At 66.8% G+C, this 19,125-nt stretch carries 18 protein-coding genes; 10 read left to right on the forward strand and 8 right to left on the reverse strand.

What is annotated here, in order from left to right; genetic code table 11:
• Positions 1-21: 21 nt before the first annotated feature.
• Positions 22-1,923: a caspase family protein gene (locus ACQR1Y_RS09535; protein WP_434876178.1), complete on the forward strand. Its 1,902-nt coding sequence runs from the start codon at positions 22-24 to the stop codon at positions 1,921-1,923.
• Here the strand turns inward: ACQR1Y_RS09535 and ACQR1Y_RS09540 are convergent, their stop codons facing one another.
• Positions 1,924-2,616 carry a DUF1345 domain-containing protein gene (locus ACQR1Y_RS09540; RefSeq protein ID WP_434858232.1) on the reverse strand — a complete coding sequence of 231 codons (693 nt, stop codon included), beginning with the start codon at positions 2,614-2,616 and terminating at the stop codon, positions 1,924-1,926. It lies immediately after the preceding gene.
• Positions 2,617-2,631: 15 nt separating this feature from the next.
• Positions 2,632-3,552: a polyprenyl synthetase family protein gene (locus ACQR1Y_RS09545; RefSeq protein WP_434876177.1), complete on the reverse strand. Its 921-nt coding sequence runs from the start codon at positions 3,550-3,552 to the stop codon at positions 2,632-2,634.
• Between the two features lie 187 nt (positions 3,553-3,739).
• Here ACQR1Y_RS09545 and mtgA point away from each other — a divergent pair, with 187 nt between their 5' ends.
• From mtgA to ACQR1Y_RS09560, 3 genes are all read left to right on the forward strand, one after another.
• Positions 3,740-4,411 (forward strand): monofunctional biosynthetic peptidoglycan transglycosylase, encoded by a 672-nt coding sequence (gene mtgA, locus ACQR1Y_RS09550; RefSeq protein ID WP_434876176.1) that lies wholly within the window; start codon positions 3,740-3,742, stop codon positions 4,409-4,411.
• 168 nt (positions 4,412-4,579) lie between these two features.
• Positions 4,580-4,762, forward strand: a complete 183-nt coding sequence (gene rpmF / locus ACQR1Y_RS09555; RefSeq protein WP_006610266.1) for a 50S ribosomal protein L32 — start codon at positions 4,580-4,582, stop codon at positions 4,760-4,762.
• Positions 4,763-4,946: 184 nt separating this feature from the next.
• Positions 4,947-5,675, forward strand: a complete 729-nt coding sequence (locus tag ACQR1Y_RS09560) for a hypothetical protein (RefSeq protein ID WP_434876175.1) — start codon at positions 4,947-4,949, stop codon at positions 5,673-5,675.
• 33 nt (positions 5,676-5,708) lie between these two features.
• On the opposite strand, the gene ACQR1Y_RS09565 is transcribed toward ACQR1Y_RS09560, so the two are convergent.
• On the reverse strand, positions 5,709-6,134 hold the full coding sequence (locus ACQR1Y_RS09565; protein WP_434894299.1) for a hypothetical protein: 426 nt from the start codon (positions 6,132-6,134) through the stop codon (positions 5,709-5,711).
• 160 nt (positions 6,135-6,294) lie between these two features.
• Here ACQR1Y_RS09565 and ACQR1Y_RS09570 point away from each other — a divergent pair, with 160 nt between their 5' ends.
• Complete coding sequence (locus tag ACQR1Y_RS09570; protein ID WP_434876336.1) at positions 6,295-7,962, forward strand: EAL domain-containing protein; 1,668 nt, start codon at positions 6,295-6,297, stop codon at positions 7,960-7,962.
• 36 nt (positions 7,963-7,998) lie between these two features.
• Here the strand turns inward: ACQR1Y_RS09570 and phaR are convergent, their stop codons facing one another.
• A complete protein-coding gene (gene phaR / locus ACQR1Y_RS09575) occupies positions 7,999-8,595 on the reverse strand; it encodes a polyhydroxyalkanoate synthesis repressor PhaR (protein WP_434876173.1) in 597 nt (198 codons plus the stop codon).
• 394 nt (positions 8,596-8,989) lie between these two features.
• Here phaR and ACQR1Y_RS09580 point away from each other — a divergent pair, with 394 nt between their 5' ends.
• The 4 genes from ACQR1Y_RS09580 (at position 8,990) to ACQR1Y_RS09595 (ending at position 14,411) form a co-directional block, all read left to right on the forward strand.
• Positions 8,990-10,168, forward strand: a complete 1,179-nt coding sequence (locus tag ACQR1Y_RS09580; RefSeq protein WP_434858238.1) for an acetyl-CoA C-acetyltransferase — start codon at positions 8,990-8,992, stop codon at positions 10,166-10,168.
• Between the two features lie 272 nt (positions 10,169-10,440).
• Positions 10,441-11,166 (forward strand): beta-ketoacyl-ACP reductase, encoded by a 726-nt coding sequence (locus tag ACQR1Y_RS09585; protein ID WP_434876172.1) that lies wholly within the window; start codon positions 10,441-10,443, stop codon positions 11,164-11,166.
• 139 nt (positions 11,167-11,305) lie between these two features.
• On the forward strand, positions 11,306-12,178 hold the full coding sequence (yddG, locus tag ACQR1Y_RS09590) for an aromatic amino acid exporter YddG (RefSeq protein ID WP_434876171.1): 873 nt from the start codon (positions 11,306-11,308) through the stop codon (positions 12,176-12,178).
• 220 nt (positions 12,179-12,398) lie between these two features.
• A complete protein-coding gene (locus tag ACQR1Y_RS09595) occupies positions 12,399-14,411 on the forward strand; it encodes a putative bifunctional diguanylate cyclase/phosphodiesterase (RefSeq protein ID WP_434876170.1) in 2,013 nt (670 codons plus the stop codon).
• A 1-nt stretch (position 14,412) separates the two neighbouring features.
• On the opposite strand, the gene ACQR1Y_RS09600 is transcribed toward ACQR1Y_RS09595, so the two are convergent.
• Entirely contained in the window at positions 14,413-14,847 is a 435-nt protein-coding gene (locus ACQR1Y_RS09600; RefSeq protein ID WP_434858242.1) for a cupin domain-containing protein, read from the reverse strand.
• 11 nt (positions 14,848-14,858) lie between these two features.
• On the reverse strand, positions 14,859-15,626 hold the full coding sequence (gene gloB / locus ACQR1Y_RS09605; RefSeq protein ID WP_434876169.1) for a hydroxyacylglutathione hydrolase: 768 nt from the start codon (positions 15,624-15,626) through the stop codon (positions 14,859-14,861).
• A gap of 190 nt (positions 15,627-15,816) precedes the next feature.
• Between gloB and ACQR1Y_RS09610 the strand changes: the two genes are divergently transcribed.
• Entirely contained in the window at positions 15,817-16,587 is a 771-nt protein-coding gene (locus ACQR1Y_RS09610) for a class I SAM-dependent methyltransferase (RefSeq protein ID WP_434876168.1), read from the forward strand.
• 111 nt (positions 16,588-16,698) lie between these two features.
• On the opposite strand, the gene ACQR1Y_RS09615 is transcribed toward ACQR1Y_RS09610, so the two are convergent.
• Together ACQR1Y_RS09615 and prmC are read right to left on the reverse strand one after the other, a co-directional pair.
• Positions 16,699-17,532 (reverse strand): DUF4167 domain-containing protein, encoded by an 834-nt coding sequence (locus ACQR1Y_RS09615; protein ID WP_434876167.1) that lies wholly within the window; start codon positions 17,530-17,532, stop codon positions 16,699-16,701.
• A gap of 542 nt (positions 17,533-18,074) precedes the next feature.
• Positions 18,075-18,962, reverse strand: coding sequence for a peptide chain release factor N(5)-glutamine methyltransferase (gene prmC / locus ACQR1Y_RS09620; protein ID WP_434876166.1), 888 nt, complete (start codon positions 18,960-18,962; stop codon positions 18,075-18,077).
• Between the last annotated feature and the right edge of the window lie 163 nt (positions 18,963-19,125).

A 19,125-nucleotide genomic window follows, 5' to 3' on the forward strand; every position in this document is an offset into this window, starting at 1 on the left:
CAGGCTGGGAGTATGTTCAAGATGTCGTGGTCAATCCGATTGAGCGGTTTTCTCGTTGCGGCAGCGCTGCTGCTCGCAGGCCACCCCGCGCTCGCCGAGAAGCGGGTGGCCCTAGTCATCGGGAATTCGGCCTATCAGAACGTGCCGCAGCTCACCAATCCCGCCAATGACGGCGCGGTGATGACCCAGACCTTCAAGAACGCCGGCTTCGACGTCGTCGATTACCGTCGCGACCTCACCGCGCGCGAGACCCGGCGGGCGCTGCGCGATTTCGCCGATGCCGCGCGCGATGCCGACATCGCGGTGGTCTACTATGCCGGCCACGGCATGGAGGTCGAAGGCTCCAACTACCTGATCCCGATCGATGCCCGGCTGGAGCGCGACACCGACGTCTATGATGAGACCTTGTCGCTCGACCGCATCCTGGTCGCCGTCGAGCCGGCCAAGAAGCTGCGGCTCGTCATTCTCGATGCCTGCCGCGACAACCCCTTCACCCGCAACATGCAGCGGACGGTGGCGACGCGCAGCCTCGGCCGCGGCCTCGCCAAGGTCGAGCCGACCAGCCCTAACACCTTGATCGCCTATTCGGCGAAGGCGGGCTCGACCGCGCAGGATGGTGACGGCAGCAACTCGCCGTTCACGCTGGCGCTGTCGCGCCACATCGCGACCCCGGGGCTCGATGTCCGCAAGGCGTTCGGCTTCGTTCGCGACGAGGTGCTGAAGTCGACCAGCAACCGCCAGGAGCCGTTCGTGTATGGCTCGCTCGGCGGCGAGGACGTGCCGCTGGTGCCCGGCGTGCCGCGCGTCGTGACGCAGATGCCGGTGACGCCACCGGCGGCCAATCCGCAGGCGGACATGCGCCGCGACTACGAACTGGCGATGCAGGTCGGCAACAAGGGCGCGCTGAACGCGTTTCTCGCGCAATATCCGGATGGCTTCTATGCGAGCCTCGCCAAGCTGCAGATCGAAAAGCTGACGGCGGAAGAGAACCGCGCCGCCGCCGCCGAGAAGGCGCGCGTGACGGAAGCCGAGCGGGCACGGCTCGCGTCCGAGGGCGCGCGCAAGGATACGCTGGCCAAGGCGGAGGCCGAGGCCAAGGCAGCCGAGCAGGCGCGTGTCGCCGCCGAGAAGGCTAATCAACTCGCGCAGCAGCAGGCTGCCGAGGCCGAGCGGAAGCGTCAGGAGCAGCAGCTCGCGGCGGCGGATAATCCGCGCGCGGCGACCTCGCCGGCCGCAACCGCCCAGCAGGGGCCGCAGGTGGCCTCGCTCACCCCGGCGTCGCAGCCGGCTGATCTCACCAAGTCGGTGCAGCTCGAGCTGCGCCGCGTCGGCTGCCTGACCGAGGACGCCGACGGCGATTGGGGCTCCGCCTCGCGCCGCTCGCTGTCGCAGTTCAACCGCTACGCCGGCACCAAGCTCGACACCCAGGCGGCGTCGGCCGATGCGCTCCAGGCGATCAAGCTCAAGCAGGCGCGCGTCTGCCCGCTGGTCTGCCAGCACGGCTACAAGTCGGACGGCGACCGCTGCACCCGCATCGTCTGCGCCGAGGGCTCGTTCGTGAACGATGACAATGAGTGCGAGAAGCGGCGCGAGAAGAAGCCGGTCGCCAAGCGTGACACCAGTGACGACGAGGATATGCCGTCGCGCCGCCGTGCCCGCGTGACACCCGAGCCGAATGCGCCGATGCCGGCTCCAAACGTCGGCATTGGCGTCGGGATCGGAGTTGGCGGCGGCGGCGTTGGCATCGGCGTGGCGCCGAGCTTTGCTCCGCCCAAGCCGCAGGCCCAGGCGCGGCCCAAGCCGTCCTCCGGCCAGATCTATTGCGACGCCTATCTGTGCCGTCCGGTCCGGCAGGGCTGCCGGCTGGAATATCGCGGCGGCGGCGGCCCGGGCGTCAACGCGACCGCCGAGGTGTGCAACTGATCAGGACGAGATCACGCTGGCTGCGATGTTGACCATCAGCGCGACCAGCGCGGTGTTGTAGACGAACGAGATGATGCCGTGGACGGTCGCGGTGCGGCGGATCACCTTGTCGGTGATCCCGACATCGGAGACCTGGGCGGTCATGCCGATGATGAAGGAGAAGTAGACGAAGTCCCAATAGTCGGCGGGCTCGTCGCTGTCGCCGCTCGGAAACTGCAGCCCGCCCGGCTTGGCGCCGCGATAATAGTCGTGGGCGTAGTGCAGGGCGAAGGTCGTATGCACCGCCACCCAGGACAGCGAGACCGTGAGCAGCGCCAGCGTCAGCGCCGGGGCGTCGCGCTTGGAGGCGCCGAGCTCGAACACGATCGCGGCGATGCTGGCGAAGGCGCCGAGCGCGGTAACCAACAGGATCACGAAGCGGCCGTCGTCCTGCATCACTGCCTTTCGACGGATGTGCTGGTGCTCGCTCCTCAGCATCAGTACCGCGACCAGCACGAGGTAGATCGTGGTGAAGATGTCCCAGCTGATCAGGAGCCGCGTGATCAGCCGCAGCGCGCCTGGCAGGAGAAAGAATGCGAGCGCGGCGATGCCCAGCGAGATGAAGGTGCGGGGACGGGCGTAGATGATGCGCAATCCGCGCGGCAATCGCGCGAAGCGCGCCAGCACCGGATCGTCAGGATGAAGTCCCGTCAACCGCGCCGTCCCGCCTCAGCTCTTGCGTTCGGCGACGAAGTGGGCGGCGGCCCGCAGCACGTCGCCCTTGGCGCCGAAGATCGACAGCGCGGCGTCGCCGCGCGCGAGCAGGTCGCGGACGCGCTGCTTGGCGCCCTCGATGCCGAGCTGGGTGACGAAGGTGGTCTTGCCGAGCTCGGCGTCCGCGCCGGCCGGCTTGCCGAGCGTCGCGGCATCGCCCTCGACGTCGAGCAGGTCGTCGGCGATCTGGAAGGCCTCGCCGAGCGCGCGGCCGTAATCGTCGAGCGCCTGGTACTCGGCGGGCGAGGCCTGGCCGAGCAGGGCGCCGGCGATGCAGCCGAAGCGGAGCAGGGCGCCGGTCTTCATCTGCTGCACGCGGGCGACGTCGACGGGATCACGATCGCCGAACCGGCCTTCGCCGGCGAGGTCGAGGATCTGGCCGCCGGCCATGCCGCCGACACCGGCGCAGCGGGCCAGCGCCCGGGTCAGCGCCAGGCGAACGCCGGCATCGGGATGGATATCGTCGCGGGTGATGATGTCGAAGGCGATCGTCAGCAACGCGTCGCCGGCCAGGATCGCGGTGGCGTCGTCATAGGCCTTGTGCAAGGTCGGGCGGCCGCGGCGCAGGTCCGAATTGTCCATCGCCGGCAGGTCGTCGTGGATCAGCGAATAGCAATGGATGCATTCGAGCGCGGCGCCCGCCATCAGCGCGCCGCGGCGGGGCACGCCGAACACGGCGGCGCTCTCGACCACCAGGAACGGGCGCAGCCGCTTGCCGCCGCCGAGGCTGGAATAGCGCATCGACTCGATCAGCCGCTTGGGACGGGCGATCTCATCGGCCATCGGCGCGTCGGACAAGAGCTCGCCGAGCAGCGCCTCGGTCTCCTCCGCGGTCTTGTCCAGGCGTTGGGTGAAGTCGGTGGCCGTCGCGGTCATTTAAGAAGAGCTCCAAGGGCAAAATTCGCCGGACAATCGTTGATGGCGGCGACTTCGTCAATTGCGGGGACGGCGGCGGCTTTCGGCCGGTTAATGGCGTAAAAGATCGGGAAACCTCATGGAGATGTCGGATAATCCACCCCTCACCGCTCCCCCCGTGGCGGTCCAACCCGAGCGACGCCTGCCCTTGCGTACCGTCAGAGCCATCCTCCTGGTCGTCGTGCTGGTGCTGCTCGTACCTTACGCGCTGACGCCGTTCTATGCCGGAGGTCACCCGGTCTCGACCCTGATGCTGTGGCGGTCGGTGACGGGCCAGCCGATGGAGCGGCGCTGGGTCGATCTGTCGGCGATGTCGCCCTATCTGCCGCGCTCGGTGGTCGCGGCCGAGGACGCCAAATTCTGCAGCCATCACGGCATCGATTGGGGCGCGCTACGCGAGGTGATGGACGACGCCGAGGACGGCGAGGTCTCCCGTGGCGGCTCGACCATCACCCAGCAGGTCGCCAAGAACCTGTTCCTGTGGCAGGGCCGCAGCTATGTCCGAAAGGCCCTGGAGCTGCCGCTGGCGTTGTGGATCGACCTCGTGCTGAGCAAGCGGCGGATCCTGGAAATCTACCTCAACATCGCCGAGCTCGGCCCGTCCGGCCAGTTCGGGGTGGAGGCGGGCGCGAATTACGCCTTCAACCGCTCGGCCGCGGGTCTGGGCCCGCGGGAGGCAGCGCTGATGGCCTCGATCCTGCCGAATCCGGTCAAGCGCAGCGCGCGCACGCCCGGTCCCGGCGTGCGGCGGCTGTCCGCGACCTATATGGTCCGGGCGCAGGCGTCCGCGCTGCAGACCTGTTGGGGCGACCGGAGGTGAGGTCTGGAGGGAGCGAATTTTGGCCAAAAATGCCTCGGGGAGCCCTAGCCATGCCGCAACCCATCCTCTATAAGCGCGGCCTTGATCGGCATCCGGGCTCGCCAGCTTCATGGTTGCAGCCGTCCCTTCGCGGACGATGCCTTCCGAATACCCCTAGAGGATACCGATATGGCCGTCCCCAGAAGAAAAACCTCGCCGTCGCGCCGCGGCATGCGCCGCTCGGCCGACGCCATCAAGAAGCCGACCTATGTCGAGGACAAGGACTCCGGCGAGCTGCGTCGTCCGCACCACCTGGACCTCAAGACCGGCATGTACAAGGGCCGCCAGGTCCTGAAGAAGAAAGACGCCTGATTGCCCGTGCGGGCCGCTTTTCAAGCTGCCCGAATTCGGCCATCGATGGGGTTGAAAGCGGTCCCGCGCGACGTGATTCGCCGGGGCCGTTTGCGCTTGTGTGCCGCGTGATCCCGTCTCGCCGTCATAATCTTCCAATTGATTTCGTGGCGGGTCCGCCGCCCGCGCCATAAGGCTTCAACCGATGTCCATGGTCGGTTTCCCGCTGCTGCTGATCCCCCTGGCGATCTACAACATGATCGTCTTTTTGATGCCGGGGGTCGCGTTCAGCGAGACGCTGCTGCGCCTGCAGCTTCCCTCCGGCGAAGTCTGGACGGTGTCGCTCGGCGACATGCTGCTGGCGCTCGGCGTGCTGCTGTTGCTGCTCGAGGTCATCAAGGCGGCGAAGCCGAACGGCAAATATCTGACCGACCACCTGCTGTCGCTGCTGGTGTTCGGCGGCGCCGCGGCCGAATTCGCGATGTGGCCGAAGTTCGGGAACTCGACCTTCTTCCTGCTGGCCCTGCTGGCGATGGTCGATTTCTTCAGCGGCGTCTCGCTGCGCACCAAGCGCCGCGAGCGGGCCGTCGTCGTCGCGGCTCCCGATCCCATCCCGGCGCCGGTCAATCCAACCGTGCCTGAACCGGAGCCTGAGCCGATCGAAGAGCCGGCCAGGGAGACGGTCAAGGAGCCTGCGGCCGCAGAGGTTCAACAGGCCGGCGCCGCCGTGCCTGGCGTTGAAGAGCGAACCGATGCCGTGCCTGCGGCTGCGTCCGTCGCCGAGTCCGTGCTGCTCGATCGCTCGGTCCCGCGGCCGGCTCCGGTGCAGCCGACCGGCTGGGTCTCGGACGTGAAGGAGGCCGAGGCCGCCGCTCCGGGTGCTCCAGAGCCGCCCAAGCCAGACGCGCCCAAACCCGAGACCCCCAAATCCTAAAATCCCACGCCCTCGGGCGCGGAGAGGCACCGTTCAGATGATGTCCCGGGTTCGATCGCCCGCACGCGTGACCGACTGAAGCCGTGCGGAGTAGGCGCGGTGGACGTCCGCAGCCGCTGCCCGCCGGAGCGCGCGAGTCTGCGTCAACTGCTCGGCGGTCGCGATCAATTGCGTGACGAAGCCGGCATCCGGACGCGCTGCACTCGTCACCATCCCGCGGCGATCATCGCTCCCGGTGCCCGGCATCACCGCCAGGGACCTGGACGCCTGATCCATTCCGCCTGAGCCCTCGCCCTGATCGATCGTTAACATTGTCCCACCACAACCGGCGCGCTTGTCACGTTCCGGGACGCCGGAGCCTTTCGCCAGTCCACCTCGCAAAGCCAGTGCCGCCCAGGCCACGACGGGCGCCGCGCCGCCGAACATGGTTGATGCGTCTCGGACGTGTCCGTGTCGCATCGGCATGCTCTCCGTTAACCAGAGATGCGTAGTCTGATTCGCGAAGTCGGCCGCCGCCGCTCGCGCGGGGGGATGGTCGCTGTCCCCCGATATCGACGCCGGCTGTGCCGGCTTGTTCCGAAACGAGGCAATCTTGACGTCCGATTTGCCACAGACCGCGATGATCCTGGCGTCCCTCGGCCAAGCCGCCTTCGTGTGGGATCTGGCGAGTGACGTGATCGTCTGGAGCGATCATGTCGGCGCGGTGTTTCCCGACGTGCCGCTGCCGCAGCTCTGCAACGGGGCCGAATTCGCCAGGCTGATCGAGCCCGACCGGCGCATCCGCTCGGACGTCATGCGCCAGGCGGCGCCGCTCTACGGCGCCAGCGGCACGCCCTATCGCATCGAGTACGGCGTGCGCACGCATACCGGCGCGCCGCTGATCTGGGTCGAGGAGACCGGCTGCTGGTTCGCCGGCGCCGACGGGCGGCCGTCGCGCGCCCAGGGCATCATGCGGATCAACAACGAGCGGCATGCCCGCGACGAGCAGCTGCTGAAGCTGTCGCGCCATGACCCGCTGACCGGCGAGCTGAACCGCACGCATCTGCTGGCGACTCTGGCGGAGGTGATCGAGGAGTCGCAGCGCTTCCGCTTCTCCTGCGCCTTCATGCTGGTGGGCATCGATCACCTCGCGCGCATCAACGATGCCTTCGGCTTCGACGTCGCCGACGGCGTCGTGCTCGAAGTCGCGCAGCGCATCCGGGGGCGGCTGCGCGGCGGCGATACGCTGGGACGGTTCTCGGGCAACAAGTTCGGGCTGATCCTGAAGAACTGCACGATGGACGACATGACCATCGCCGCCGAACGCTTCCTCGCCACCGTTCGCGACGAGGTGGTGCCGACGAAGTCAGGACCGGTGGCGGTCACCGCCACGATCGGTGCCGTGAGCGTGCCCCGTCACGCGCGTTCGGTCGAGGAAGCGGTCAATCGCGCCCACGAGACGCTCGATGCCGCCAAGCGCCGCCGCATCGGATCGTTCTCGACATGGCGGCCGAACGTCGAGCGCGACGCCCAGCGCAAGGTCAACATCCGCGTCACTGACGAGATCGTTACGGCGCTCAACGAGCGGCGCATCGTGACCGCGTTCGAGCCGGTGGTGAACGCCACCACGCTCACGCCCGCCTTCTACGAATGCCTGGTGCGGATGCGGCAGGATGACGGCCGCGCTCTGCTGGCGCCCGATGTCGTGCCGGTCGCCGAGCGGCTCGGCCTGATCCGCCTGGTCGATCACCGCATCCTGGAGCTGGTCGTGGCCGAGCTCGCGAGCACACCGGACGTGACCCTGAGCCTCAACATCTCGCCGGAAACGACCATGGACCCGGACTGGTGGGCCTCGATCGAATCGATGATGCGCGCCCATCCCGGCGTGGCCGAACGGCTGATCGTCGAGATCACCGAGACGGTCGAGATCCAGGACGTCGACGATCTCCGTGGCTTCGTCACGCGCCTGAAGGATCTGGGCAGCCGGATCGCGATCGACGATTTCGGTGCGGGCCACACCTCGTTCCGCAATCTGCGCAAGCTCGGCGTCGACATCGTCAAGATCGACGGCGCGTTCGTGCAGAACCTCGCGCGCTCCGCCGACGATCGCGCCTTCGTGCAGACGCTGGTCGAACTGGCGCGACGGCTCGACATCAAGACGGTGGCGGAATGGGTGCAGGACGAGGCGTCGGTCGCGCTGCTGCGTGACTGGGGCTGCAACTACATCCAGGGCCGGGTGATCGGCCTCGCCTCAACCGACAGACCCTGGATCGGCCAGGGCAGGGTTGACTTGCCGGCGGCGAGCTGATCAGCCGCCGGCCTTATTGGCGCTACGCGCAGGGCCTCAGCCCTGCTGCTCGTCCTTCTTCGGCTCGGACATGCGGTCGAGCCGGTCCTGCATCTCTTTCATCTGGCGGCGCAGCTCGTCGATGTTGTCGTCGCTCGCTGCTGCGGGCTCCGCAGCCTTCTCCTCGGTGCGCGCCGCGGCAGGCGCGAACGGCTTGAACATCGAGAAGGTCTGCTGGAACAGCTCCATGTTGCGACGCACCTGCTCTTCGAGCGGCGCGAAGGGCGTGCCGCTGAAGGTGTCGGCGATCTGCTTGCGGAACTTCTCCTGCTCCTTGGTCAGCGTATCGATCGACTGTTCCAGGTATTTAGGAACCACCATCTGCATGCTGTCGCCGTAGAAGCGGATGAGCTGACGCAGGAAGGTGGTCGGCAGCAGGTTCTGGCCGGCCTTGTTCTCCTGCTCGAAGATGATCTGGGCGAGCACGGAGCGCGTGATGTCGTCACCGGTCTTGGCGTCGTAGACCAGGAAATCCTCACCGTTCTTAACCATCGAGGCGAGGTCTTCGAGCGTCACGTAGGTACTCGTCCCGGTATTGTAGAGCCGCCGGTTCGCGTATTTCTTGATTGTCGTGGGTTGGTCAGATTTCGCCATTGAGCTCACACATGCAAACCGAGAACAGGGAACCCAGCGGCGCTGCCGCGGGGGCGAAGAGCTACGCAATGCAATAAGGTAATCACTTTCGAGCGAGTTCGGCTACGGTTTTGTGCGGAACGGTTAATCCGACAGCAGAAATCTTGCCCATCAAACGGCCAAGCGCACCATTTTGAGTGCGCCGCAACAGGAATTGCAGGGACGGCCAATTGACATGTCGCAACGACGTTAACAGGATGATCGGCGAAGGTTGCGCCCGCCCAGCCGGGGCTTGCGGACGGCCGGCACGACCATGAACTGAGCTATTCGCTTTCGTTTCAAATCCGCTCTCGCTCTCAAGCCGCCTTCACACCCTAGATTTCGCACCCAAGATCAAAAACGTCAGGAGATGCCCATGTCAGACGATGTCGTCATCGTCAGCGCCGCCCGCACCGCGGTTGGAAGTTTCAACGGTGCGTTCGCCAGTGTTCCGGCCCACGATCTCGGTGCGGTTGCCATCAAGGCGGCGCTCGAGCGCGCCGGCGTCGAACCCGGACGCGTCTCCGAGGTCATCATGGGCCAGATCCTGACCGCGGCGCAGGGCCAGAACCCCGCCCGTCAGGCGTCGATCGCGGCCGGCATCCCCGTGGACAGCCCGGCCTGGGGCATCAACCAGCTGTGCGGTTCCGGTCTGCGCTCGGTGGCTCTCGGCTATCAGGCGCTCAAGAACGGCGATTCCGATATCGTGGTCGCCGGCGGCCAGGAGTCGATGAGCATGGCCGCGCACGCGCAATATCTGCGCGCCGGCGTGAAGATGGGCTCGCTGGAGCTGGTCGACACCATGATCAAGGACGGCCTGTGGGACGCCTTCAACGGCTATCATATGGGCAACACCGCCGAGAACGTGGCGAAACAGTATCAGATCACGCGCGCGCAGCAGGACGAGTTCGCGGTTGCATCCCAGAACAAGGCCGAGGCGGCGCAGAAGGCCGGCAAGTTCAAGGACGAGATCGCGCCGGTGACCATCAAGGGCCGCAAGGGCGACACCGTCGTCGACACCGACGAATATCCGCGCCACGGTGCGACGCTGGAGGCGATGGGCAAGCTTCGCGCAGCCTTCGAGAAGGACGGCACGGTCACGGCCGGCAATGCCTCGGGCATCAATGACGGCGCCGCGGCGGTGGTGCTGATGACCGCCAAGCAGGCCGCCAAGGAAGGCAAGACGCCGCTGGCGCGCATCGTCTCCTGGGGGCAGGCTGGCGTCGACCCGAAGATCATGGGCACCGGCCCGATCCCGGCGTCGCGAACGGCGTTGAAGAAGGCCGGCTGGAATATCGCCGACCTTGACCTGATCGAGGCCAACGAGGCCTTCGCCGCGCAGGCCTGCGCGGTTAACAAGGATCTCGGCTGGGATCCGGCCAAGGTCAACGTCAATGGCGGCGCGATCGCGATCGGCCACCCGATCGGCGCGTCCGGCGCGCGCGTGCTCGTCACCTTGCTGCATGAAATGCAGAAGCGTGACGCCAAGAAGGGTCTCGCCACGCTGTGCATCGGCGGCGGCATGGGCATCGCCCTGTGCGTTGCACGCGACTAAAAACGCGGCAGTGACTGCGAACCCTTCGGTCTTCGCAATCGCGTCCAGCTCAACTAAAGATCAACGCCCGGCGACCTCGCCGGGCGTTTTGTTCTTGATGTCCGTCAAACACGTCGCATAATCGAAGACATAAAAATGAGAGTTGAGCGAGCATGTATGTCGCGGCGGCGAGGTGATTGTCGCCACGACGTGCATGGTCCAATAACAACGGAATTCACGTCGGCATCCTCTGGTTGTTGCCGTGTGATCAGTCATCGAGGGAAGGATTCGACATGGCACGTGTGGCGTTGGTGACGGGGGGAACGCGCGGTATCGGTGCGGCCATCAGCAAGGCGCTGAAGGCGGCGGGATACAAGGTAGCAGCGAATTACGGCGGCAACGATGCCGCTGCGGAGAAGTTCAAGAGCGAGACCGAGATCCCGGTCTACAAATGGGACGTCAGCTCGTTCGATGCCTGCGCCGAGGGGATCAAGAAGGTCGAGGCCGAGCTCGGCCCGGTCGATATCCTCGTCAACAATGCCGGCATCACCCGCGACACTGCGTTCCACAAGATGACGCTCGAGCAGTGGAGCGCCGTCATCAACACCAATCTCGGCTCGCTGTTCAACATGACCCGCCCGGTCATTGAAGGCATGCGCGCGCGCAAGTTCGGCCGCATCATCAACATCTCCTCGATCAACGGCCAGAAGGGCCAGTTCGGCCAGGTGAACTACTCCGCGGCGAAGGCGGGTGACATCGGCTTCACCAAGGCCCTGGCGCTGGAGACCGCGAAGGCCGGCATCACCGTCAACGCGATCTGCCCGGGCTACATCAACACCGAGATGGTGCAGGCCGTGCCGAAGGACGTGCTGGAAAAAGCCATCCTGCCGCTGATCCCGGTCGGCCGCCTCGGCGAACCCGAGGAGATCGCGCGCGCGGTCGTGTTCCTCGCCGCCGACGAAGCCGGTGCTCTCACCGGCTCGACGCTGTCGATCAACGGCGGCCAGTACATGGCGTAATCCCGGCGTGATCCCGCCGGCAGGCGTTGCCTGCCGACATGATCTGCGGTTAAGGAAACGCAATGCCCGCGCTCGCCGCGGGCATTCACGTCTTTAAGGGCGCCCACGACGGGCACAGGCGTGACGGAGCCCCCGCCTGATGTCCCAGCGCACTGCGACCCTGATTGGCCTCACCGCGATCCTGATGTGGTCGCTGCTCGCCTTGCTGACGGTGGCCACGGGAACGATCCCGGCGTTTCAGCTCGCGGCGATGACCTTTGCCGTCGGCGGCGTCGTCGGCATGCTCGCTGTGTTGCGCCGGCCCGATGGGCTTCGGGTGCTGCGGCAGCCGGTGACGGCATGGGCGGTGGGCGTCGGGGGCCTGTTCGGCTATCACGCGCTGTACTTCCTGGCGCTCCGCTTCGCGCCGCCGGCCGAGGCCGGGCTTTTGAATTATCTCTGGCCGCTGCTGATCGTGCTGTTCTCGGCGTTTCTTCCCGGCGAACGGCTGGCGGTGCATCACGTGATCGGCGCCGCGCTCGGGCTGGTCGGCACGGCGCTGCTGCTCGTCGGCAATGGCGCGAGCTTCGCGACCGGCCAGCTTCCGGGGCTCGCAGCGGCCTTCATCGCCGCCTTCGTGTGGGCGATCTATTCGGTGCTGTCGCGCCGCCTCAAGGCGGTGCCGACCGACGCCGTCGCCGGGTTCTGCCTCGCCACAGCCGCTCTCGCCGCCCTGGTCCATCTCGCGGTCGAGCGCACGGTCTGGCCCGACACCATGACGCAATGGCTGGCGGTGGCCGGCCTCGGCATCGGTCCGGTCGGCGCAGCGTTCTACGCCTGGGACATCGGCATGAAGCGCGGCGACATTCGCATACTCGGTGCGGCGTCTTATGCGACACCCTTGTTGTCGACAGCGTTCCTGATCGTCGCCGGCTATGCCCGGCCCACCGCCAGCATCGCGCTTGCCGCGCTCCTGATCGCCGGCGGCGGCCTCGTCGCCGCCAAGGACATGTTCCGGCTGCGCAGGCGCTGACCCCTCTGCTTCGCTCGCGATCTCCTGGAAGCCGCGCCGCCATCGCGGCCGAGCACATCTGCCGATTATCGTTGATCCTCGCTTAACCCGCAGCGACTTGCGACTGGCTGGCGGTAGCGTGCAACCGCCGCTGGCAATCACGCGTCATCTGCACCTAACCCAGCCTTTACTCGCGCTGCGCAACACTTGGTCCCGCAATGGTGCTGAAACGGGGCGGCGGATGCCGAACGTGAGACGTTACATGGCCCGCCTGGGGGAGCTGTTTCGCGTTCCTGCCGACAATCCCGAGCTGACGCGCGCGCAGTTCCAGGCGTTCTCCAAGCAGGTGCCGCTGCTCTATTTCATCCTGATCACCAACAGCCTCGCGCTTGCCTATACGTTTCTGCCGCTGGCACCCGCGTGGCTGAGCGTCTCGGTGCCGGCACTGCTGTCGACGATCACCGGCCTTCGCATGCTGTGGTGGCTGCGACAGCGCGAGGTCCCCAGCAGCGACGCCGAGGTGCTGCAGAATCTGCGTGTCACCAATCGCATCGCCGGACCGATCGGCGTGCTGTTCGTCATCTGGTCTTTCGCGCTGTTTCCCTATGGCGATCCGTTCGCCAAGGGACAGGTCGCATTCTACATGGCGGTCACCGTCATCGGCATCATCTTCTGCCTGATGCACCTGCGCTCGGCGGCGCTGATCGTGACGCTCGTGGTGATCGTTCCCTATGTCATCTTCTTCCTGGCGACGGGCGTGCCCGCGCTCCGGGCCATCGCGGTTAACCAGCTGCTCGTGTCCGGCGCGATGGTGACGGTGCTGTTCATCTACTACCGCGATTTCGCTGCCCTTGTCGCCAGCCGCAAATCGCTGCTGGCTGAACAGGCCGCGACGCAGGCCCTGTCGGATGAGAACTTCCGCCTCGCCAATCTCGACGCGCTGACCGAGCTGCCCAACCGCCGCCGCTTCTTCTCCGAGCTCAAGCAGGCCTTCACCGAGGCCGAGCGCGATGGCACGCGGCTCGCCGTCGGCATCATCGATCTTGACGGTTTCAAGCCGATCAACGACACGTACGGACACACCGTCGGCGATCGCGTGCTGATCGAGGCCGCCCGCCGTATCGGCGACGTCTGCGCCAGCTATGGCACACGGGTGCATCTTGCGCGGCTCGGCGGTGATGAATTCGGCCTGGTCGTCACCGGCAATCCCGCGGATGAGGATCTCATCAAGCTCGGACGTGACATCACCGAGCTGATCAAGCTGCCCTATCAGTTCGACACGACGCATACCGGCCTGTCCTGCTCGACCGGCTTTGCGCTCTATCCGCGCTCGGCGATGGCGGCGGATGCGCTGTACGAATGCGCCGACTACGCGCTGTATCACGCCAAGCGTCGCGCCCGCGGCCAGGCGATCATCTTCTCGGCGGAGCTCGAGGCGGAGATCCGCAGCCGCGGCGTGATCGAGCATCTGTTGCGGATCGCTGATTTCGAGACCGACATGCACCTGGTGTTCCAGCCGATCGTGGATGCCCTGAACGCACGCACCACCGGTTTCGAGGTGCTGGCGCGCTGGCACAGCGCCAAGCTGGGTATCGTCTCGCCGTCGAGCTTCATTCCCGCCGCGGAGCGTATCGGCGTGATCCGCAGCCTGACCCGCGTGCTGCTGGTGAAGGCGCTCGCCGCAGCGCGCACCTGGCCCGACGACATCCGCATGTCGTTCAATCTGTCGGCGCACGACATCTGCTCGCCCGAGGGCATTCTGCCGCTGATCGCGGTGATCCAGGCCAGCGGCGTGCCGCCGCGCCGGATCGAGTTCGAGATCACCGAGACCGCCGTCGCCTTCGACTTCGTGCGGGCCGAGCAGTCGATCGCGGCGCTGAAGGCGATCGGCTGCAGCATTTCGCTGGACGATTTCGGCACTGGCTATTCGTCGCTGAGCCACGTGCATCGGTTGCCGCTCGACAAGCTCAAGGTCGACCGCAGCTTCGTGCATGACGTCAACGCCAATCCGGTCAGCCACAAGATCATCAAGTCCCTGACCGGACTGTGCGCCGACATGGAGATTTCCTGCGTCGTCGAGGGCGTCGAGACCAAGGAGCAGTTCGACAGCCTGCGGCGTCTCGGGGCCGACTTCATCCAGGGCTATTACTTCGCCGAGCCGATGCCGGCCGACGCGATCTCCGGCTTCCTCGCCAGAGAGCGTCAGCGCTTGGCCGAGCCCGCCGCCGCAAAGGTCGCCGGCGCAAGCGCCTGAGCTACGCCGCTGGCTCCCAGCCCGGCGGCGCGAGCTCGAACTTCTCGAACATGAATCCAGGCGCCACGGTGCAGCCCACCAGCGTCCAATCGCCGGTGCTTTCGGCGGCCTGCCAGGCATGGGCAGGCACCACCGCCTGCGGCTGCTGGCCGGCCGCGAGATCGATGCCGAGCAGCGTCGTCTGCGACGCCTTCCCTTGATTGGCGATGCGCAGGATCAGCGGCGCGCCGGCGTAGAAGTGCCAGGTCTCGACGGCGTCGACCTTGTGCCAGTGCGAGCGCTCGCCGCGGGCAAGCAGGAAGTAGATCAAGGTGGAGTGCGCGCGGCCATCGGCATCGGTCGCGGGATCGCGATAGGTCTCGCGAAAATGCCCGCCCTCGGGATGCGGCTGCAGGCCGAGGCGCGCGATGATGTCGGCGGCTGTGAGCGCGGTCATCGGCCGCGGCCCTAGGACTTGTTCTTGCGCTCGCGCAATTCGCCGAACACCTCTTCGGCGCCGGCACCCTTCATCCGCAGCCGGATCGCAATCGCGGGATCGTCGGCGCGCAGGAACACGTTGGCGAGTTTCTCCTCGCCGAGCAGCGTCGGGATGGTCGCCTGGTTGGCGGCGCGCAGCCGCGTCACCTCGGCCGCGCGCGCCTTCAGCGCCTCATTGTCGGGGTCGACGGTGAGCGCGAACTTGACGTTGGAGGCGGTGTATTCGTGGCCGCAATACAGCCTGAAATCGTCCGGCAGCGCGCGCAGCTTCAGCAGCGAATCCCACATCATTGGATAGGTGCCCTCGAACACGCGGCCGCAGCCGATCGAGAATAGCGTGTCGGCGGCGAACACCGCCTTGTCGGCGTCGAACACATAGGACACGTGGTCGAGCGTGTGGCCGGGTGTCTCCAGCACGCGGGCCAGGAGATCGCCGACCTTGACCACGTCGCCATGGGCGACGCGCTGGTCGACATGCGCGATCGCCGTGGCCTTGTCGTGCGGCGCCACGACGCGGCAGCCGTATTTCTGCTTCAGCTCGGCGACGCCGCCGACATGGTCGTGGTGGTGGTGCGTGATCAGGATGTCGGTGAGCCGCCAGCCCGAGGTCTCCAACTGCCGGATGATCGGTCCGGCCTCGGGCGCATCGATCGAGGCCGTCGCGCCGGTCGCGGGGTCATGGATCAGATAGCCGAAATTGTCGGACAGGCAGGTGAAGACGCGGATGTCGGCGGCCATGATGTCTCCGTCGGCGGTACAGGCGCGGGGCGCGATCGTGGCGCTCGCGAGATCGGAAAGTCGTGAGTGGGAGCCGGGCGCGGCGATGCGGGCAGCCTCCCTGTGCCGGGCAGAGATATGGCGTTAACGCTGGGGGCGCAACGCAATATTCGGCGCGCGGCCTCCGGCGGCGGCGTGATACATTGCCGTCATGGACGTGATCGATCTGCGAAATTTCTACTCGGGTCGCCTGGGGATCGTCGCGCGGCTGCTGATTAACCGCGGCATTCGGGAGCGGTGGCCGAGCGCGGCGGGTCAGCGCGTGCTCGGGATCGGCTATCCCACGCCCTATCTCGGTCTGTTCCGCGAGGATTCGGAGCGCTGCATCGCCTTCATGCCGGCGGCCCAGGGCGTGCTGAAATGGCCGACCGCGCGACCGACGCTGGCCTCGCTGGTCGATGAATTCTCGCTGCCGCTGCCGGATGCGGCGGTCGACCGCATCCTGATCGTGCACGCGCTGGAGATGTCCGACGATCCGGCGGGGCTGCTGCGCGAGACGTGGCGGGTGCTGTCGCCGGCCGGGCGCATGATCATCGTGATCCCGAACCGGCGCGGCGTCTGGACCCGCACGGACAACACGCCGTTCGGCCATGGCCGTCCCTATTCGCGCTCGCAGATCACGCAGCTGCTGCGGCAGACCTGGTTCACGCCGACCGCGTGGGGCGAGGCGCTGTTCATGCCGCCGGTCGGCGGCTGGTTCCTGAAATCGGCGATGGCCTGGGAGCGCGTCGGCGCGGCGCTGTCGCTGCCCTTCGCCGGCGTCCACATCGTCGAGGCGACCAAGCAGGTCTATCGCGTGATCCCGGCGCGCCGCGAGCGCATCAGGCTGATCCCGCGGCTCGAGCCGGTGCTTGCGCCGTCGCCCTCGACCCAAGGTTCGAACCGGCGTGGATCGGACAAGGGAGCCTGCCCTCCGTCGTGACAGGCCTGCCCCTCCGGCGCTCCGCGGCCGTTGCGCGACGTTGCCAGCCGGCAAAAAGAAAGCGGGCGGGCCATGGGGCCCACCCGCTTCCATCGCATCAGGTGATGACGATCACTCGCCGGGATTGAGATCCTCGCTCGGCGCCGGCGCGGCCGCCGCGGCCTCGGCGCGGGGCCCGTGCGGACGGCGGCGGCGGCGCGGATAGCGCTCGGCGCCACCTTCGAACGCGGCCGGCGGATTGGCGATCTGCGGCTGCGGGCCGGTGATGAAGGACGGCAGGCGGTCGACGCCGCTGTCGGCGATCACGGGCTGGGGCTGCGGCTGATAGGCCGCGGGCTGCGGGCGTTCGCGGTGCTCACGCGGCTCGCGATTTTCGCGCGGTTCACGATGCTCACGGGGTTCGCGATGCTCGCGCGGCTCACGATGCTCGCGTGGTTCGCGGTGCTCACGCGCCTCACGATGCTCGCGCGGCTGCTGCTCGCGCTGATAGGGCTGGTTGTCGCCACGCTCGCGCTGGCCGCCGTCACGGTCGCGCATGAAAGGTTGGGGCTGGGGCTGCGGGTGGGCCGGAACAAAGCCGGGCTCCTGGCCGAAATTCGAGAAGCTCTCGCCGTCATCGTCGAGGTCGTCGACGGTGAGGTCGTCGGTGGCGCGCGGCTGCTGCGGCTGGTTCTGGCGGAACTGCTCCTGGGCGGCGGCAATCAGGCGGAAATAATGCTCGGCGTGCTGGTAGTAGTTCTCGGCGGCGACGGGATCGCCAGAGGAGCGGGCGTCGCGGGCGAGCTGGACATATTTCTCGGCCACGTGAGAGGCGGTCCCGCGGATCTTGATGTCCGGCCCGTTGGACTCGAACACGCGGGTCAGCGGATTTTGGCCGCGCCGGTTATTATTATTGTTACCGTTGTTCCGGTTGCGCATCCGCTTGTTGTTTTGACCGTTTCTCATGTCCTGCCTTTATTCCAACCCTGCGTTAGGAGCACTGATTGTCAGAGCACTGATTGCCAGAGCACAGATTGTCATCGGAATACCGATACCGTATTGAAATACCGCTTGAAGCCAGGGGCGCGTCATGCGCGGTCCAATCCGACCCACGCGGGCCTGATTCATGCCGATGTGATCGACAGCCGATTCGCTCGACAAAAGCGCGTTCAAAACGCGTTCCCCACCCACCAGCCCTTCCGGCCGGCGAACCACGTCATTCAGCCCGCCACGGCGATGTGCGCCACGACCGACCCAGTTTGCTTAGCGTAAGACCTCAAGTGCAAAGTCAGGCTTTCGTTCGCTTTGCAGTCGTAGGCTGCGCAGCCATCCGGCTCTCGCGCTCAACAGATCTGCGTTCTGGAACCAATCGCCCGGCGCGGCTCTCTGGCATCTGTCCGTGGCGGTGTTCCGTGAATACCGCTCGACGGGGCCTGCGCCGATGCTATGAACGGAACGTAGTCGCTCCCGGGGGATATTCCAAGAGCTTTTTCAGGCCAGGGCGGCCTTTACCGGTCCTTTTTTAGGCCCATGACGGCCCTTGGAATACCGCCTAAATCCCGCCTGATTGCCTCCGAATCGGTCGCCAGCCCGGCGTCGACCATCAGCCTCGCGGCATCCTCGCTCTGCCCCACGCCAACCTCGACGATGACCGCGCCGCCGGGTCGAAGCAGCGACGCCGCCTGAGGGATCAGCGCGCGATACGCATCCAATCCGTCGGAGCCGCCGTCCAGCGCGCGAGCGGGATCATGGATGCGGACCTCGACGGCGAGCTCGTCGATGTCGCGCGAGGGGATGTAGGGCGGGTTCGAGACGATCAGGTCGAACGGCGGCGCCAGCGCGCTCGCGTAGGAGCAGGCCGCGAAGCCGGCGCGGCCGCCGAGCCCGAGGACATGGGCGTTGTCTCGCGCGGTGCGCAGTGCGGCGAGGCTGACGTCGGTGCCGATCCCGAAGGCGTCCGGCAACTCGGACAGCAGCGCCAGCAGGATCGCACCGGAGCCGGTGCCGAGATCGGCGATGCGCAAGCGGCGCTTCAGGTCGCCGCCGGTCGCGAGATGCGCGAGCGCGAGCTCGACGACGGTCTCGGTGTCCGGCCGCGGCACCAGCGTATCGGCGGATAGTTGCAGTTCGAGGCCCCAGAACTCCTTGGTGCCAATGATGCGCGCCACCGGTTCGCCGGCAAGCCGACGCGCCGCCAGCGCTTCGAGACGCTGCGCGTCGTTCGCGGAGAGCTGTCGCTGGCCGTGAACCACGAGGCCGGTGAGGTCGAGCTGCAACGCATGCCCTATGAGCAGCCGCGCATCGAGCTCGGGCGAATCGAGACCTGCATCGGCAAAGCGTGCCGCCAGCACGCGTCGCGCCGTATCGATCGTTGCCCCGGCGACGATCTCCGTCATCGCACAGTCTCTCTCCACGAGTCATCCCCGCGAAAGCGGGGATCCATACGCCGCGCAGGCGCGGGACGGGCGGTCTGAGTTGCTGCCTGTGGCAACCACCGACATCGGCGGTTATGGGTCCCGGCGTTCGCCGGGACGACACCGTTTGTGACGAAGCAGGGTC

Origin of the sequence: Bradyrhizobium sp. HKCCYLRH3099 (assembly GCF_051167855.1) — a bacterium.
GTDB lineage: Bacteria > Pseudomonadota > Alphaproteobacteria > Rhizobiales > Xanthobacteraceae > Bradyrhizobium.

Coding starts and splice junctions, on each gene's coding strand:
- ACQR1Y_RS09535 (WP_434876178.1), top strand. CDS start 22: ATGTCGTGGTCAATCCGATTGAGCGGTTTTCTCGTTGCGGCAGCGCTG.
- ACQR1Y_RS09545 (WP_434876177.1), bottom strand. CDS start 3,552: ATGACCGCGACGGCCACCGACTTCACCCAACGCCTGGACAAGACCGCG.
- rpmF (WP_006610266.1), top strand. CDS start 4,580: ATGGCCGTCCCCAGAAGAAAAACCTCGCCGTCGCGCCGCGGCATGCGC.
- ACQR1Y_RS09560 (WP_434876175.1), top strand. CDS start 4,947: ATGTCCATGGTCGGTTTCCCGCTGCTGCTGATCCCCCTGGCGATCTAC.
- ACQR1Y_RS09565 (WP_434894299.1), bottom strand. CDS start 6,134: ATGCGACACGGACACGTCCGAGACGCATCAACCATGTTCGGCGGCGCG.
- ACQR1Y_RS09570 (WP_434876336.1), top strand. CDS start 6,295: ATGATCCTGGCGTCCCTCGGCCAAGCCGCCTTCGTGTGGGATCTGGCG.
- phaR (WP_434876173.1), bottom strand. CDS start 8,595: ATGGCGAAATCTGACCAACCCACGACAATCAAGAAATACGCGAACCGG.
- ACQR1Y_RS09580 (WP_434858238.1), top strand. CDS start 8,990: ATGTCAGACGATGTCGTCATCGTCAGCGCCGCCCGCACCGCGGTTGGA.
- ACQR1Y_RS09585 (WP_434876172.1), top strand. CDS start 10,441: ATGGCACGTGTGGCGTTGGTGACGGGGGGAACGCGCGGTATCGGTGCG.
- yddG (WP_434876171.1), top strand. CDS start 11,306: ATGTCCCAGCGCACTGCGACCCTGATTGGCCTCACCGCGATCCTGATG.
- ACQR1Y_RS09595 (WP_434876170.1), top strand. CDS start 12,399: ATGCCGAACGTGAGACGTTACATGGCCCGCCTGGGGGAGCTGTTTCGC.
- ACQR1Y_RS09600 (WP_434858242.1), bottom strand. CDS start 14,847: ATGACCGCGCTCACAGCCGCCGACATCATCGCGCGCCTCGGCCTGCAG.
- gloB (WP_434876169.1), bottom strand. CDS start 15,626: ATGGCCGCCGACATCCGCGTCTTCACCTGCCTGTCCGACAATTTCGGC.
- ACQR1Y_RS09610 (WP_434876168.1), top strand. CDS start 15,817: ATGGACGTGATCGATCTGCGAAATTTCTACTCGGGTCGCCTGGGGATC.
- ACQR1Y_RS09615 (WP_434876167.1), bottom strand. CDS start 17,532: ATGAGAAACGGTCAAAACAACAAGCGGATGCGCAACCGGAACAACGGT.
- prmC (WP_434876166.1), bottom strand. CDS start 18,962: ATGACGGAGATCGTCGCCGGGGCAACGATCGATACGGCGCGACGCGTG.